Here is a 15,218-nt window from a genome sequence, read left to right on the forward strand (position 1 = left end):
ATACCTATTATTTCTTGCCTTGCGAAGATTGTCGAATATTACTTACACAAGATTTTACGCAGACCCACTTGTACACCATGATCGATTTCAAATCCAAGATCTTGAAGCATTTTGTGGTCAGCCGAGCTCTTTTGACCAGCAGTTGTGAGATAATCCCCTACAAAGATTGAGTTTGCTGCATAAAGCCCAAGTGGTTGAAGACTGCGAAGATTCACTTCCCTTCCACCTGAAATACGAATTTCTTTAGTCGGATTTATATAGCGCATTAAACACAACACCTTTAGACAATATCTAGGACTCAGTTCGTCTGTTCCTTCTAAAGGGGTTCCAACAATGGCATGTAGAAAATTTACTGGAATAGAATCGGCATCTATAACTCGTAAGCTTTTTGCCATGTCCACAACGTCTTGCTTTGATTCTCTCATCCCCACTATTACCCCTGAACAAGGTGAGATTCCATGCTCCTTTATTGTTTCCAACGTATTAACCCGATCTTGGTATGTATGAGACGTTGTGATAGAACCGTGATGGTTTTCAGATGTATTAATATTATGGTTATACCGATCTACACCTGCTTCTTTTAACTTTTTAGCCTGATCAAATTTTAATATTCCTAGGCATGCACAAACCTTTAAATCATATTTTTCTTTAATTTCCTTTACAGCAGACACCACCTGGTCCACTTCTTTGTTACTAGGTCCACGACCACTCGCAACAATACAGTAGGTACCCACTTTTAATTGATTGGCTTTTTCTGCCCCTTTCAAAATTTCCTCCTTGTCCATCATTCGATATTTTTCAATGGGTGCAGTTGATATACTAGATTGGGAGCAATACCCACAATTTTCAGGACATAGTCCAGACTTTGTATTGATTATCATATTTAGCTTCACTCTATTGCCATAATAATGCTTGCGAATCACATAAGCTCCTTGTAATAATTCCAATATTTCATCATCTGGAGAGTTTAGAACATCTAATGCCTCTTCATTGCCTAATTCATACCCATCTATGACTTTTTGTGCTAATTCCTTCCATGCACACATCATATTTCCTCCCATACACTTTTTTTCAATTTGCTTTACTGACCTTTTAGCTATTCTTCTATTAAGTTAAGCAGTTCTTCTTAAACTCTTAAAGTAATCACGACTAACGAGTGACCTTTCAAAGCGATAAGCAAATATCCCTGCCCCAATTGAAAGTACAATATCCTTTGGTAACGGGACAATCATCCATAACCATGCTATTGAATACGTAAATCCTTCTGGTGCTGAAGCCCATAGTTTATAAGCAAAATACATCCAGTTCGTTCCGAAAATGTAATTTAAAGACATCCCGATTAGCGATGCAATGATGTATATATGTAATGCCCTTTTCTTTTCGATGATTTTTCCTGTTATATATGCCGTGAATATAAATGAAATGATAAAACCAAATGTTGGGCTAAATAAGTGAGCAAACCCACCGCTAAATTTTGCAAATACTGGAACCCCTACTAAGCCTACAAATGCATAGACACACATACTTATCGCGCCAATTCTGCTTCCTAAAATCGCACCTGCTAATATAGCAAAAAAGGTTTGCAACGTAATCGGAACCCCGCCTACAACCATAAATGGCGCAATTGATGTAATATTCGCACCGATTGCCATTAATGCAACAAACATTCCGACTAAACTGATTTCAATAGTCGATAATTTCCGTTTCATTCCCTATACCTCCTCCTTCTACAAGAAACTATAAAATTAGAATAAAGGGTTTGTTCAATATATGTCAACCTGTTTTTTATTTCGGTTGACAATTATTTTAAGAATAAAGGAGTCTCCGGCACGAAAGTAAACATGAGGATTCTCTTATTTAAAAACATAAAAGCACTGTTCTTTTGTTGAACAGTGCCGATTTTTTTAATACCCGGAATCTTCTGATGTGAGGTTATCCAGCATTGTATAATCGTATTGCTGCAATGGCTTTTCTGCTGGACCTTCCAGAACCTCACCTGTATAGGAGAATCTGGATCCATGGCAAGGGCAGTCCCATGATTTTTCACCATTGTTCCAATGGACTTCACAGCCTACATGGGTACATGTTGTGTCAACGACGTAAAGCTTGCCGTTCTCATCCTTATAAGCGCCTTTTCGATGACCATCAATCGAAATAACCGCACCTTCTCCATTCGGAATGTCACCCACATTTTTTTCTGGTATTTCCATTTTCCCTTGAATTAAATGCTTAACAACCTTTGCATTGTTGACAAAGAAATTTTTCAGCGAAGGGTGTGGATTGAATCGTGCAGGAGAATATATGTCACGATAGCGGTTATTTCTTTTCAGAATAATATCTCTAAATAGCAAAGCAGCAGCTGTGCCATTCGTCATTCCCCATTTTCGGAATCCAGTTGCGACTAAAATATTTGGTTCTCCAGTTGTAAGTTCCCCGATATATGGGATTTTGTCCAATGTTTGAAGGTCTTGTGTAGACCAACGATATTGAATATCCTTTACATCAAATATCTGTTCTCCAAATGTACCTAGTGCATTATATTCTTCTAACGTGTCGTTTCTTTCGCCCGTTTGATGACTGCCACCTACAACTAAAACATATTCTTCACCATTATTTATCGTTGAACGTAATGAACGCGTTGGCTTATCTGCACTTATATACATCCCGCCTGGAAAACTTTCCTTTGTTTTTGCCGCAACTATGTATGAACGTGTCGCTTTCATTCTTGCAGAATATAGGCCAGTCCCCTCATAGAATGGAAAATGGGAACAAGCAAGGACGAAACCGGCCTTAACCCGTTTATTTTCGCGTGTAAGTACTGTCGGCTTCTCACCTGTTTCAATATTCACTGCAACCGTATGTTCATAAATGAGTCCACCTTTTTCTTTAATAATTTTTACAAGATGCGCTAGATACTTTACTGGATGGAACTGAGCTTGATTTTTCATAACAAGTGCGTTTTTAATATCAATTTTAAAAGGAATACTGTCGACCAGTCCCCCATCAATTCCTATTTTTTGATAGGCCTGCGCTTCTTTTTCAAGCTTTTGTTTGTATTCGTCTGTTGTGGAGTAGATGATTGCGTCTTGTTGGCTAAAATCACAATCTATCTGATGCTCCTCCACTGTTTGTTGGACAAATTTGATTGCATCTGTATTTGCTTCGTAGTAAAGCCTAGCGGTGCTCTTTCCGAAATTTGTGATGAATTCATCATAAATGAGATCATGCTGTGCAGTCACCTTAGCAGTTGTGTGCCCTGTTGTCCCATTGAGTAATTGATCTGCCTCTAATACCGCAACCTTTAGCCCTTCGTTTACTAATACGTAAGCGGAAGTAAGTCCTGTAATCCCCCCACCTACAATCGCCACATCTACCTCAAGATCTTCTTCAAGTGGGGAAAATGATGGAATGTCGACATCGACTCGCCACAATGGCTCAGGTGATTCTGGAAGTTTTTTCTCATTTGCCACAATAAACCCTCATTTCCTAAATAAGTAATTTTGCCATTAGGTTTTCCAGTAATTTGGGTATCATACATGGGTGGGAATAGATTAAAAAAGAGAGCCGTTTAGTTATGAAGGACTTTCCCGGCACAACTCGGCTCCGTTCGGGACTTCATCGGGCTTATGAAGGACTTTCCGGGCTCATCCCAGCTACGTTCGGGACTTCATCGATATTATGAAAGACTTTCCGGGCCTCAATTGATCCCTTAATTCCTTCAAACGCCATTTATATTCCACGCGATTTTCTTTGTTGACGCTTAGTTTTTCCCATTCTTTCAGGGCTGTTTTTACTTCTTCGTAATTCATCGCCCATTCCTCCGATTCATCAAGAATTTCAGTATCAACCGTTTCCTTTTGATTGCCTGCTGCTGTTAACAATAATAGCCAAGGAACAGCTTTTGTATCCGTATTCCAACGCCGGCGATATTTCTTCCATATTTTCTGCTAAAATCCTCTTTTTCCTTTAAAAAATTCACAAGAACTGCCCTTCGAATGCTTTTCAAATTTAATGGAAAAACTAAAGTGAATCATAAAGGGGGGTTTCTTATGTCTACAAGCTTTTATCCGAAAGAAAATATTAAACATTTTGCGAAAATCAGGGATCTTGCGCCAGAACAGTTAGCGGCTTATAATGCGTTCGGTAAGACAGCCATGCAAGAAGGAGCCTTATCAAAGAAGGAGAAGGAAATTATTGCGGTTGCGATTGCACATGTTACGGAGTGCCCTTATTGCATTGATGCACATACAAAGGGTGCGAAAAAAGCTGGTGCATCCTTAGAAGAGTTAACCGAAGCGGTATTTGTTGTAGCTGCTGTTGAAGCCGGTGGTGCTGTTACACACAGCACACATGTACATAATGCAAATAATCAAGATGCTTCCGATACACTATATACACGCTCAAATTTAAATCATCTCGGTCAATTAGGAAAGTTTGCTCCAAATGGTTTCAAAGCGTATGGAGCATTTAGTGCTACCGCAACAAAAGAAGGTAATTTAAGTAGTAAATTTAAAGAAATCATTGCCGTGGCTGTTGCAAATGCTACTCAATGTCCATATTGTATCGATGTTCATTCAAAAAATGCTATAAAACTTGGGGCAACAGGTGAAGAGCTTGCTGACGCAATTCTGGTAACTGCTGCACTCCGGGCTGGCGGTGCCTACGCACATATCGCAAATCTTATACAAAGCTACGAAGAATAAGGTTATTAAATTCCCCAGTTCCTTGGGGTTTTTTTAAACCAAGAAAAATCACCTACCCCAAGGGCAGGTGCTTACATTCAAGACGTTACTTCTTTATTTTTCACAACGATTGACGTTAGCAATGGAACCGCAATGATCACAACTATCATCACAACGAATGCAACGATTGAGTAAAGTACTGGGAGTCCAAAGAAATTTATCGTTTTAAAACCATCAAAGAATCGTTCAACATTCATGTAGAATAGGAAGGAAAATTGGAATATATCCCTCAACCAATTCGGTAGTTGAAGTGCTTCTACAAGGAAATATGGAACTGCCAAAATTGCGCCATTAATCACGAGGGAAACCAACGCATTTTTACATAAGACAGATATCAGCACAATCATGATTGCAAAGCTGCATGCACCTAGCAAATGAAATCCAAGCTGAATAAAATGGTACTCTAGCATCGTAAAGCTATATGGTGAAAAATAGTATTTAAATGCATATTGATTGACGTATCCCAGCCACCATTACCATACTGTTGGAAATTCCAAGCGAGGTTGAATAACTCCCACCCAATCACAACCATAACTGTGTAAATTAATGCAGCGACTATTTTTGCTCGCAGTAGTGTACCTCTACCCTTTTTGGCACTAAAAATATAGTTATCTACCCCACTGCTGTACTCTTGTGTGTATATGGTAGACAGGCCCACTAGCAGCATAGCCCCGGTAATCAGAATCGAGAAGAAACTCGCATAATCAATAATTTCTTGTGGTGCTTTGTTATAGGCAAAAGTCGATGTATCGATTCCCTTTAGCATTTCTGCTTCAAGTTCACTATTATATTTAGTTTCTCCTGCAAGCTCTTTGATTTTTTCATGAGCATTGGTTTCAATTTGATGGCCATAGGCAATGGTTTCATACACCCCCATCAAAGTCGATTCTTCATCAGACCAAAATTGTCCCTCTTCCATACTCTCAAATTTCTTATTGAATTCTTCATTTCCCTTGGCAGCAAGCTCGAGCTTTTCCTCTGTAATCGTCCCTTCCCAACTCTTATATAAAGCTCTTTCTTGATCGGCCCCAGAATAGTAGGTAAATCCCGTAGAGAAAACGATCAACAGAAGGAACACAATATACACCATTCTCTGTTTAAAAATTTTATATAACTCAAATTTCAAAAGCTCCATTTATGCCACCTCCTCATCAAAGTAGTAGAGATAAAAATCCTCTAAATTGGGATGTTCATTTACGGCACTTAGATGAGGTTTGATATCACTCAATATACGAAGCTGGAAGCTATCACCGACTCGTGCGATGTTTCCAACCTTGTAAATCGATTGGAATCTCGTGATTTCAGACTCGTTCTTAACGGTAACTGACCACACCTTATTTGCTATTCCTTTTAATAATGCCTGGGGCGATTGCTTTTGAACTAATTTTCCAGCTTTTAAAATCAACACTTCCTTCGCAATGAACTCGATATCCGAGACAATATGTGTGGATAACAGAACAATTCGATTTGTTGAGATTTGTGATAAAAGGTTTCGGAACCGGATTCTTTCCTTTGGATCAAGGCCCGCTGTTGGCTCATCGACGATTAAAATTTTCGGGTCGTTCAACAGAGCCTGTGCAATGCCCACGCGGCGCTTCATTCCACCTGAAAACTTTCCTACTTTTTTCTTTGCATGATCAGTTAGCCCTACCAATTCCAGTGATTCAGCAACCTTCACCTTAGCCTCTTCCTTCGTTAGTCCCTTTAAGGTTGCAATATATTGGAGAAATTTTTCAGCAGTAAAGTTTTTATAGTGTCCGACATGCTGGGGCAAATAGCCAATAACATCGCGATACCGGTAATCCAGCAAAGCAATATCTTGACCATCTAGTAAAACTCTACCTGAGCTTGGCTTCATCACACTTGCGAGTATCCGCATTAATATCGTCTTCCCTGAGCCATTTGCTCCTAAAATCCCGTATACCCCGGTTGTAAATTCTAAATTTATGGAGTCCAAGGCATTTTTATCATCAAAGACTTTTGATACATTCTCAATTATTAAATTCATATGAAATACCCCTTTTGTAAATATTTATCATTTTTACAACGATAAAAATGGTTGCAGCAACTGTCACCAAAATATAAGCTAATGCGGAGATGGTTTCGATTCGTTCAATGACATCTTGTTGTGTAATGGCGATTACAGCAACAGTCCAAAGGACAAGCCCACCAGTAACGGTATATCCTCCGCGATACTTTGTGGCTACAACTAACATGATGGCCGCAATAACGGTTAGTGGTGAGACCCAAAAGAGAATGAATTTTCCAATCATGACCTCAGGTAAAAGAATCGCGAAGCTAATGGTTAAAAATACATTTAGAATGATATTAAACGCTCCTACAACAACCATTCTTGAGAAAATGATTTCCTGCAAGCTAAATTTGAATGACATTTCTAATTCGGCCATTTCGGTATTCGTACTTTTAAATACCTCAATAAACCCTAGGATCGTTGGAAGTGGTGCAACATACAGCATCATCACATAGGGATCTATTTTGTAGAAAACAACCGATAATACACCGAGTAGTAAAAATAAAAGATTTAACCCCCAGAACAATGCTGAAAAATAAAAGACTTCCCTAGTTGAATGTTGTAGGACATTTGATACACTAGCAACAAGTGTTGCCCATTTACTCTCTTTCGTTGGTACATAAGGTCTCATCGCATCAATGGTCATCATGATTTCAGATTCATTTGGAAATTCCACATCAAATTCATCAAGTGACATTCCTAATTCCTGTTCCCATTCAAAAATCTCATCATCGAATTTATCGTTTTGTCCTTTGTTGTTCATATCCCTCACCTCTTTCTAATGCTGCTGCAAGTTTTCTAAGGCCTTGCTTCAGCCTTGATTTAACAGTCGACATATTCGCTTTCGTGATATCTGCGATCTCCTGGATTTTCATGTCATGATAGTATTTCAGAATCACAGCCTCCCGTTGCATATCCGGTAGGCTATTAATCGCAGCCTTCACCAGCTCCCGCGTTTCCTTTCGTTCAAATATGTAGGGAACATTACTGTTTTCGCTTTTGATGGTTTCCTGAAGCTCCGCTTGCTTCGAGGTCTGCTTGTAATCAACACTTCTCCAGTAATCGCGACAATGATTGACGGCAATTGTGTAGAGCCAGCTTTTAAAGCTTCCTTTATTTGAATACGATTTGATTCGCTGCATCATTTTTATAAAAATTTCCTGTGTCAGATCATAGGCCATTTCCTTGTTTCCTACTTTTCGGTAAACAAACGCATAGATGAGTTTGTAGTACTTCCTTGTTAAAACCTCCATTGCTGCCTGACTACCTTGCAAGATTTCCTCAATTAGTTCCTGATCCTCGGGCATTTTTATCACCTCAATTACTAAGACGTAAAGATTAAAAAAAGGATTTATTTTATTCTTAAAAAGTTTCTACTTAAATTATCCAATTAGAAATGGATGGTTGCAATGAAGATATTCAGGTTCATGCAAAAAAAAGCACCTCTCCAAATAGAAAGGCGCTAGGGTTCATCTATTTATCTATAAAAAATAGTCCATCACAAAGTACACAACCAGACAAAGGAGTGACCCCGTTAAAAATGGACTAATCCTGAGTATCGCTTTTTCATGTTTTGGTTTGTAGCTTCCTAGAAATGTATTAAAAACGGCAACCTCTGAGTTTTTTGTAAAAACATCGCCCGAGGAGCCCATCAGGAATGCGAATAGGATAAAGAAACAAGAGCCGAAAAACATGGTAGTTAACATATTTGCATCTAAATACAGGGAAATCCCGAACAAGATTGCTACCTCTATGGCAGTAATCAGAAGCGCAAATGTCATGTGTCGTACCATTGTTCATCCCCCCTTCCCCAAACTGCTGATACCATGTCATACGATTGAGCATGAGAAAAGTTTCGGAATACTTTGTATTATCTTATTCAGCATTTTTATCGTTTAGTCCGGACAAGTACAAGGCAGATTTTTGATAATTAATAGAATTTTAATATTGTGAAAGCGTTTTAGTTCATAATGAGAAATTTAATGATATAATGGGGTGGTCAGATTTATATAAGTTAAAAAAGCATAGATTACTTGAATGTATATGTTAAGGGAGAGAACATCATGGGTCAATTTCGTGTTGAAAAGGATTTTCTTGGAGAAAAAGAGGTTCCGGTTGATGCCTATTATGGCGTTCAAACCATTCGAGCAGTTGAAAATTTCCCACTAACCGGTTACCGGATTCATGAGGAATTAATTATCGCTTTAGGTATAGTTAAAAAAGCTGCTGCATTGGCAAACATGGAAGTTAAGCATTTATATGAAGGTCTTGGCAATCCAATTGTACAAGCAGCGGATGAAATTATAAACGGAAAAATGCATGATCAATTTATCGTAGATCCGATTCAAGGTGGTGCTGGGACCTCGATTAATATGAATGCAAATGAAGTCATTGCCAATCGTGCACTGGAGATACTTGGACATGAAAAAGGAAAATATTATGAATTAAGTCCAAACAGCCATGTGAATATGTCCCAATCTACAAATGATGCATTTCCAACAGCACTTCATATTGCCACACTTAATTTAGTTGAAAAATTACTTATTACAATGGAACAAATGAAAGATGTCCTTCAGCAAAAAGCAAAACAATTTGACCCTATTATAAAAATGGGTAGGACCCATCTACAGGATGCAGTACCTATTCGACTAGGACAAGAGTTCGCTGCATATGCCCGAGCTGTCGAGCGTGATATAAAACGCATTCAACAATCCCGCCAGCATTTGTATGAGGTTAATATGGGAGCAACTGCTGTTGGTACTGGTCTAAATGCAGAACCACGTTATATTAAAAATGTAGTCAAATATTTAGCAGAAATAAGTGGGCTGCCATTAGTTGGTGCTGAACATCTAGTTGATGCCACCCAAAATATCGATGCATATGCGGAAGTTTCTGCTGCATTGAAAATTAGTATGATGAATATGTCCAAGATCGCAAATGACTTGCGTTTAATGGCATCAGGACCACGTGCTGGACTGGGTGAAATTATCCTGCCAGCCAGACAACCAGGATCATCCATCATGCCTGGCAAAGTAAACCCTGTTATGCCTGAAATGATTAACCAGGTCGCATTTCAAGTGATAGGAAATGATCATACCATCTGTTTAGCTACTGAGGCTGGTCAATTAGAATTGAATGTGATGGAACCCGTGTTAGCTTTCAATCTGATTCAATCACTAAGTATTATGAACAACGCATTTCATGTCTTTACCGAATACTGTCTAAAAGGGATCAAAGCAAATGAGGACCGTATGAAGGAATATGTAGAGAAAAGCGTTGGAATTATTACGGCTGTCAATCCACACATCGGATATGAAGTCGCAGCACGAATTGCAAGGGAAGCCATTATTAATGGTAAACAAGTACGTGAACTCTGTTTGCAATACGATGTGTTAACCGAAGAGGAATTAGATCTAATCTTAAACCCTTATGAAATGACAGAGCCGGGGATTTCTGGAGCATCCTTGTTGGAAAGAATGTAAAGCAAAGAGGACTGGCAACAGTCCTCTTTAATTTGGCCAATATTAAATCGCCTTCACCATACCGCCATCAACCAAGTATGCTTGTCCGGTCATATATGTATTGGCATCCGATACTAAAAATGTAACAAAGCTTGCGAATTCTTCAGGTGTACCATATCGTTTTAAAGGAATGGTTTCTTTGAACATTTCCTCAACATCTTCGATTGGCATTCCTAATTTCTCTGCATTCACTTGATCCAAATGAGTCACACGGTCAGTTGCAATTCGTCCAGGTGCAACTGTATTAATCAGGATATTATGTGGCGCTAATTCGTCAGCCAATGTTTTGGCTAAGCCGACAATTCCTAGACGAAACGTGTTCGAAAGTATCAAACCTGGAAGTGGCATTTTAATGGAGGAAGAGGCTATATTGATGATTTTCCCGCCATTTTTTTGCAAGTATGGTAAAGCTCCACGAATCATTCGAATGTAACTTAATAGATTTAATTCAAACGCACCCTGCCACGCCTCATCATCCAACTGATCAAAGGTTCCCGCTGGAGGACCTCCTGCATTGTTAATGAGTATATCAATTGTTCCAAACGTATCAACTGTATGGTTGATTAGCGCTTCAATGTCTTCTTTTTTGGTGATATCTGTTTGAAGGTAAGAAACTTTTCCTTTCTCAAACGCCGAAAGCTCATTCTGAACAGCTTCTAATTTGTCCCCGTTACGGCTAGCGAGCATAACATTTGTACCCTCTTTTACGAGCTGGGTTGCGATTGCTTTTCCTAGTCCTTGGCTAGATGCCACAACAATGGCTGTTTTGCCATCCAATTTTAAATCCATGTGAATGCCACTCCTTTGATTAGTTCTATTCATTAATTTTAACCCAATTTTTTCATTTTGTGTTAGTTCACGGATAATCGTGCCTCATTCCGATATAAAAAGCCAGCACCACGAAAAAGAGCTGACCCGACTTACCTATTTGGAGATGGAAACCCCAACTTGCTTATCAATCCGAGGTTTTCGAACAAATAATTCTGTTCCTAATAACACACCAACAACAATTAAAATAAAGCCAACTAACTGAATCATTTTGAATGGTTCATTTAAGAACAACACCGAACCAATCAACGAAAAGAATGGTGAGAGGTTTAGAAATATGGCTGTTTCACCCGCCCCAAGCTGTGAGATCGCAAAATTATAGCACAGGTTTCCGATTCCAGTTGAGATGATGGCTGACGCAATAAAAATAACCCACACATAAGCTGGAGCAATTCCAATCTGATTGAAGGATTGACTTTCTAAGGCAATGCTTAACATAACCAAAAACCCTGCGCCCATTAAAAGCGAATAACAGGTAATCGTTTTAGGATTCAATGTATAGGAAGCTTTTCGAATAAAAATGAAGCTTAGCCCCTGCGCAATGACCGATAAAAACACATATAAATCACCACTTGAAAGCTTCGTAAAAGAGCCTCCGCCTAGTACCAAAATAAAGTAAATGCCAATAATACCAAAGCATACCCCACACATTTTTAAAATGGTCATTTTAGCTTTTAAAAAAAGTATCGCTAAAATATTGGTAACAAGCGGTATTAAGGCTAGAATGGATGCGCCATTTGTCGCACTTGTGTTAACTAAACCAATGGAAAGCAGCGCTTGGTGACCAAAAATTCCCGTTAGAGCACTAAGTGCAACATAGCCGAACTCATGCAAATTCATTTTTTTGAGATCTTTCTTCACATACAAAAAGACAAAAATAACGAGTCCCGCAGCAAGAATTCGTAAGCCCGTAATGGTAAATGGAGGAAAGTTATTAACCAATATTTTTATTGCGACAATATTTAACCCCCATGCCATCATGACAAATAACAAGATGCCATATAAATAATGTTTTTGCACACATACCCATCCAATCTGATGAAAGTTAATGCATCCTATTATACTTCATTTCGTTTGAAAAAAGACGTGAAAAATAAAAAGTCCGGCGGATCACAAATGTGTTTCCTGCCGGACAAGACCTTTTTTCAACAAATTCATTTCTGTCATAAAATTCTTTAATGCTGCGTCACGTGGCAAATTATGTGCTAATGCATGGATTAAATTGCGTAACATAACCGATGTCATGATTTGCAAAGCATGAAATAATTCAACCTCATCTATGACATTCATTTTGATTAAATTAATCTTTGAGCATAACAACTTAAAATTTTCATTTATTTCATGTTCACTTGTCATTTTATCAAATGTTTTTTCAATTTTATGTGTCATATTAAGCAATGCATTTTTTATAAATGTCGCATTCTCATCCTCATATAAGAACAGCTCAAAAAAGTCGGTAAATGTTCGAAACAAATCACCTTCATACTTTACAAGCATCGAAAGAAATGCTGCCTTCTTTTCTCTTGCAAACTCACCCAACAAGAAGAAAAAAGCATCCTCTTTGTCTTCAAAATATTGGTAGAAGCTGCCCCGTGAGATTCCAGCAGATTTGATAATATTAGAAATCGAAGCGTCAAATAAAGGGACGCTGGAAAATTCCTTTTTGGCCGCTCTAATCAAATTTTGTTTTTTATCCTCTGGCAAATTAAAAAATGTAAGTTTTGGCATTTCCACTTTGTCCCCCTTGTACCTACTGATTGACAAACGAGAATAAGTCGGCTGGAAGACGGAATTGTTCTTCTTTACTATAAAGATATTCCGTTTTAGCTGTTTCTTTTAGTTTGTTCATTTCCCGCTGAAGGCTTTCCATTTTTTTATCTAATTGAGATGCAGTAACAGCAGCCTCTTTTAATTCATCCTTCATATGTTGAGGGATTTCTTTATTGTACTTATAGTAGATTTTGTGCTCCAGGCTTGCCCAGAAATCCATTGCAATTGTTCGAATCTGAACTTCAACGCAGACATGTTCTTCACGGTCGGACATAAAGATTGGTATTTGCAGGATGAGATGCAAGCTTTGATACCCATTCGGCTTTGGATTTTTAATATAATCCTTACATTCAATTAAAGTTACATCTTTTTGTTGTTGTAACATCTCACTAATACGATAAATATCCGAAACATATGAACATACGATACGTATCCCCGCAATATCACGGATGTTCTTTTGGATTGATTCAATTGAAAAGTCATATCCTTTCCGGTTGACTTTTTTTAATATACTTTCCGGAGACTTTACCCGCGATGATACATGTTCAATCGGGTTGTAATCGTGTATATATTGAAATTCCTGCTTTAAAATATTTATTTTTGTCATCATCTCTTCGAGTGCAAACTTATAAGACATCATAAATCGGATAAGTTCCACTTTCATATCTTTAATCTGGTCCATTCTATTTACCACAGACATCATTCGTCTCCTTTAATCCTAGAAATCAAATACTACTTGGCATTTTTTTATCTTAATAAAGTTATTGGTTTTTTAATAATTGAAGCTTTGACACCTAGTTCTTGCAGTTTTTTTGCAAGCTTTCTCAGTTTTAATTGATCTAGTTCATTTTTTGAATTAGTTTTTAACATGACATTGTGTCACCTCACTAGTTAAATTTTAGATGACAACATGTCACAAGTCAATCCAAAATGACACATTGTCACATTTTATTCACATCAAAAGCCTTCCCGTATAAGAGAAGGCCCAAATCCTTATATAGCCGTACTTGTTTTTTCCACAACTGATTTCTTTTCGTTCAATTCTGGGTGTGCTTTGCGAACAACACTTGGTCTTGCCAGAACTAACACTACCCCAATCAGGACTGCCGCTGAAGAAATGAGAATATATTGACCTGGCAGGACATCGTACAAATAGCCAAAAATAATCATCCCGAGTGGCATTAATGCGACCGCCATTGATTCTAAAATAGAGAACACACGTCCTTTGAAATCATCATCGATCATTTTTTGCATCATAACTTGTAGTGGTGTATTGACAACGATAATAACGGCACCGAAAGTAAACATTGCGATAAAATAGTACGCAAACACGGACCAATAGGATAATGAGATCATTAATGGAACAGCCATTGCACCCATGATTACTCCTAAACCAATGATGCCTCTCTTTGAAACGAGAAATGGAAACTTCACTTCTTTTCGAATTGAAAAATAAATCGAGAACAACAGCATTCCAACCGCAAATGCTCCTTGTGCGAATCCAAAATGTTGCGAAGCCATCTTTAATTTTTCAATTAAGATAAAGGAAAAACCAACCTCAAATGCTCCGAACAAGAAGTTAATGATTAATGAAATCCAGATCATGATCATAAGAACCTGTTTTGTTTTTAAATAGCTAATTCCCGCTTTAATACTCTGCCACATTGTTTCTGACTGATCTTGTGCTTCTTTCTCTTTACGTTTTGCGAATAGATTGAAGTTCATTGTCGATTCAAGGAGAACAGCAAGTACTGAAGCTGCTATATACATTCCTAAAAATACTTCCATCGACACTGTACCATATAAAAGCCCGCCAACTGCTGGGCTGCCAATTGCTGCAAATGACATCGAAATCTGATTAAGTGACATTGCTCTTTGGATCCGATCTTCATCAACCAAGCCTGTAACCGACGAGGTAAAGGTTACTCCTGTAAATGAAGTTGCGATGGATAATACGACGGTTGTCGTGTAAATTGCAAGTAATGATAGACCATAGGTCATGCTAAAACCAAGCAGTCCGACAATCGCGAGCGTCGTCACAAGCTGTGAAATAATCACAATTTTCTTACGGGAGTACTTGTCAGCCGCATATCCAGCAAGTGGGGCGACAAGTGCTCTTGGCAAAAGATTACAAATCAGATTTGTTGCAAAGCTTGTTGCAGATCCTGTCAATTGAAGTATATAAAAACTGATGGCAAATGCGTATACTTGTGCACCAAATGAGGAAATGATTTTACTGATTGTGAAAGTAAATAAATGATACGTTGCCCTTTTAAGCTTTTGTTGTTCATTCATGTTAATTCCTCCAATATTGGAAAAGTTTAA

The 15,218-nt window shown here is 38.2% G+C and carries 18 protein-coding genes; 2 read left to right on the forward strand and 16 right to left on the reverse strand.

Annotated elements, in window-relative coordinates; all coding sequences use genetic code 11:
* Positions 1–38: 38 nt before the first annotated feature.
* The 4 genes from bioB to LKW28_RS16685 all read right to left on the reverse strand — a co-directional run bounded on the left by bioB (position 39) and on the right by LKW28_RS16685 (position 3,881).
* Positions 39–1,046: a biotin synthase BioB gene (bioB, locus tag LKW28_RS16670; protein ID WP_229141496.1), complete on the reverse strand. Its 1,008-nt coding sequence runs from the start codon at positions 1,044–1,046 to the stop codon at positions 39–41.
* A 66-nt stretch (positions 1,047–1,112) separates the two neighbouring features.
* The gene (locus LKW28_RS16675) at positions 1,113–1,709 is read right to left on the reverse strand and encodes a biotin transporter BioY (protein WP_229141498.1); all 597 of its coding nucleotides are present in this window, start codon (positions 1,707–1,709) and stop codon (positions 1,113–1,115) included.
* A gap of 195 nt (positions 1,710–1,904) precedes the next feature.
* Positions 1,905–3,470: an FAD-dependent oxidoreductase gene (locus LKW28_RS16680; RefSeq protein WP_420708899.1), complete on the reverse strand. Its 1,566-nt coding sequence runs from the start codon at positions 3,468–3,470 to the stop codon at positions 1,905–1,907.
* 183 nt (positions 3,471–3,653) lie between these two features.
* Entirely contained in the window at positions 3,654–3,881 is a 228-nt protein-coding gene (locus LKW28_RS16685; protein ID WP_229141499.1) for a hypothetical protein, read from the reverse strand.
* A 168-nt stretch (positions 3,882–4,049) separates the two neighbouring features.
* Here LKW28_RS16685 and LKW28_RS16690 point away from each other — a divergent pair, with 168 nt between their 5' ends.
* Positions 4,050–4,703 carry a carboxymuconolactone decarboxylase family protein gene (locus LKW28_RS16690; protein ID WP_229141500.1) on the forward strand — a complete coding sequence of 218 codons (654 nt, stop codon included), beginning with the start codon at positions 4,050–4,052 and terminating at the stop codon, positions 4,701–4,703.
* 77 nt (positions 4,704–4,780) lie between these two features.
* On the opposite strand, the gene LKW28_RS16695 is transcribed toward LKW28_RS16690, so the two are convergent.
* The 6 genes from LKW28_RS16695 to LKW28_RS16720 form a co-directional block, all read right to left on the reverse strand.
* A complete protein-coding gene (locus LKW28_RS16695; protein WP_229141501.1) occupies positions 4,781–5,152 on the reverse strand; it encodes a hypothetical protein in 372 nt (123 codons plus the stop codon).
* Positions 5,146–5,877 carry a hypothetical protein gene (locus LKW28_RS16700; protein ID WP_229141502.1) on the reverse strand — a complete coding sequence of 244 codons (732 nt, stop codon included), beginning with the start codon at positions 5,875–5,877 and terminating at the stop codon, positions 5,146–5,148. The genes LKW28_RS16695 and LKW28_RS16700 overlap by 7 nt, the downstream gene beginning before the upstream one ends.
* Positions 5,878–6,750, reverse strand: coding sequence for an ABC transporter ATP-binding protein (locus tag LKW28_RS16705; RefSeq protein WP_229141504.1), 873 nt, complete (start codon positions 6,748–6,750; stop codon positions 5,878–5,880).
* Complete coding sequence (locus LKW28_RS16710) at positions 6,734–7,537, reverse strand: hypothetical protein (RefSeq protein WP_229141505.1); 804 nt, start codon at positions 7,535–7,537, stop codon at positions 6,734–6,736. Before LKW28_RS16710 ends, LKW28_RS16705 begins: the two co-directional genes overlap by 17 nt.
* Entirely contained in the window at positions 7,512–8,081 is a 570-nt protein-coding gene (locus LKW28_RS16715) for an RNA polymerase sigma factor (protein WP_229141506.1), read from the reverse strand. The genes LKW28_RS16710 and LKW28_RS16715 overlap by 26 nt, the downstream gene beginning before the upstream one ends.
* Positions 8,082–8,255: 174 nt before the next feature.
* Positions 8,256–8,567, reverse strand: coding sequence for a hypothetical protein (locus tag LKW28_RS16720; protein ID WP_229141508.1), 312 nt, complete (start codon positions 8,565–8,567; stop codon positions 8,256–8,258).
* Positions 8,568–8,837: 270 nt separating this feature from the next.
* Between LKW28_RS16720 and aspA the strand changes: the two genes are divergently transcribed.
* Entirely contained in the window at positions 8,838–10,256 is a 1,419-nt protein-coding gene (gene aspA / locus LKW28_RS16725) for an aspartate ammonia-lyase (protein WP_229141509.1), read from the forward strand.
* Between the two features lie 42 nt (positions 10,257–10,298).
* Here aspA and LKW28_RS16730 read toward each other — a convergent pair whose 3' ends face one another.
* The 6 genes from LKW28_RS16730 to LKW28_RS16750 form a co-directional block, all read right to left on the reverse strand.
* Positions 10,299–11,084, reverse strand: a complete 786-nt coding sequence (locus LKW28_RS16730; RefSeq protein WP_229141510.1) for an SDR family oxidoreductase — start codon at positions 11,082–11,084, stop codon at positions 10,299–10,301.
* Between the two features lie 135 nt (positions 11,085–11,219).
* Positions 11,220–12,143 carry a DMT family transporter gene (locus LKW28_RS16735; protein ID WP_229141511.1) on the reverse strand — a complete coding sequence of 308 codons (924 nt, stop codon included), beginning with the start codon at positions 12,141–12,143 and terminating at the stop codon, positions 11,220–11,222.
* A 90-nt stretch (positions 12,144–12,233) separates the two neighbouring features.
* The gene (locus LKW28_RS16740; protein ID WP_229141656.1) at positions 12,234–12,851 is read right to left on the reverse strand and encodes a TetR/AcrR family transcriptional regulator; all 618 of its coding nucleotides are present in this window, start codon (positions 12,849–12,851) and stop codon (positions 12,234–12,236) included.
* A gap of 22 nt (positions 12,852–12,873) precedes the next feature.
* The gene (locus LKW28_RS16745; protein ID WP_229141512.1) at positions 12,874–13,593 is read right to left on the reverse strand and encodes a GTP pyrophosphokinase; all 720 of its coding nucleotides are present in this window, start codon (positions 13,591–13,593) and stop codon (positions 12,874–12,876) included.
* 47 nt (positions 13,594–13,640) lie between these two features.
* Positions 13,641–13,763, reverse strand: coding sequence for a hypothetical protein (locus LKW28_RS23040; protein WP_267498042.1), 123 nt, complete (start codon positions 13,761–13,763; stop codon positions 13,641–13,643).
* A gap of 123 nt (positions 13,764–13,886) precedes the next feature.
* Positions 13,887–15,188 (reverse strand): MFS transporter, encoded by a 1,302-nt coding sequence (locus tag LKW28_RS16750; protein WP_229141513.1) that lies wholly within the window; start codon positions 15,186–15,188, stop codon positions 13,887–13,889.
* Positions 15,189–15,218 lie beyond the last annotated feature (30 nt).

The sequence above is a fragment of the Bacillus sp. REN16 genome (assembly GCF_020731355.1).
Classification (GTDB): domain Bacteria; phylum Bacillota; class Bacilli; order Bacillales; family Bacillaceae_L; genus Ferdinandcohnia.

Excerpts from the sequence above, each read along its gene's own strand:
- bioB (WP_229141496.1), bottom strand. The coding sequence starts at position 1,046 with ATGTGTGCATGGAAGGAATTAGCACAAAAAGTCATAGATGGGTATGAA.
- LKW28_RS16675 (WP_229141498.1), bottom strand. The coding sequence starts at position 1,709 with ATGAAACGGAAATTATCGACTATTGAAATCAGTTTAGTCGGAATGTTT.
- LKW28_RS16690 (WP_229141500.1), top strand. The coding sequence starts at position 4,050 with ATGTCTACAAGCTTTTATCCGAAAGAAAATATTAAACATTTTGCGAAA.
- LKW28_RS16695 (WP_229141501.1), bottom strand. The coding sequence starts at position 5,152 with ATGCTAGAGTACCATTTTATTCAGCTTGGATTTCATTTGCTAGGTGCA.
- LKW28_RS16700 (WP_229141502.1), bottom strand. The coding sequence starts at position 5,877 with ATGGAGCTTTTGAAATTTGAGTTATATAAAATTTTTAAACAGAGAATG.
- LKW28_RS16705 (WP_229141504.1), bottom strand. The coding sequence starts at position 6,750 with ATGAATTTAATAATTGAGAATGTATCAAAAGTCTTTGATGATAAAAAT.
- LKW28_RS16710 (WP_229141505.1), bottom strand. The coding sequence starts at position 7,537 with ATGAACAACAAAGGACAAAACGATAAATTCGATGATGAGATTTTTGAA.
- LKW28_RS16715 (WP_229141506.1), bottom strand. The coding sequence starts at position 8,081 with ATGCCCGAGGATCAGGAACTAATTGAGGAAATCTTGCAAGGTAGTCAG.
- LKW28_RS16720 (WP_229141508.1), bottom strand. The coding sequence starts at position 8,567 with ATGGTACGACACATGACATTTGCGCTTCTGATTACTGCCATAGAGGTA.
- aspA (WP_229141509.1), top strand. The coding sequence starts at position 8,838 with ATGGGTCAATTTCGTGTTGAAAAGGATTTTCTTGGAGAAAAAGAGGTT.
- LKW28_RS16730 (WP_229141510.1), bottom strand. The coding sequence starts at position 11,084 with ATGGATTTAAAATTGGATGGCAAAACAGCCATTGTTGTGGCATCTAGC.
- LKW28_RS16740 (WP_229141656.1), bottom strand. The coding sequence starts at position 12,851 with ATGCCAAAACTTACATTTTTTAATTTGCCAGAGGATAAAAAACAAAAT.
- LKW28_RS16745 (WP_229141512.1), bottom strand. The coding sequence starts at position 13,593 with ATGTCTGTGGTAAATAGAATGGACCAGATTAAAGATATGAAAGTGGAA.
- LKW28_RS23040 (WP_267498042.1), bottom strand. The coding sequence starts at position 13,763 with ATGTTAAAAACTAATTCAAAAAATGAACTAGATCAATTAAAACTGAGA.
- LKW28_RS16750 (WP_229141513.1), bottom strand. The coding sequence starts at position 15,188 with ATGAATGAACAACAAAAGCTTAAAAGGGCAACGTATCATTTATTTACT.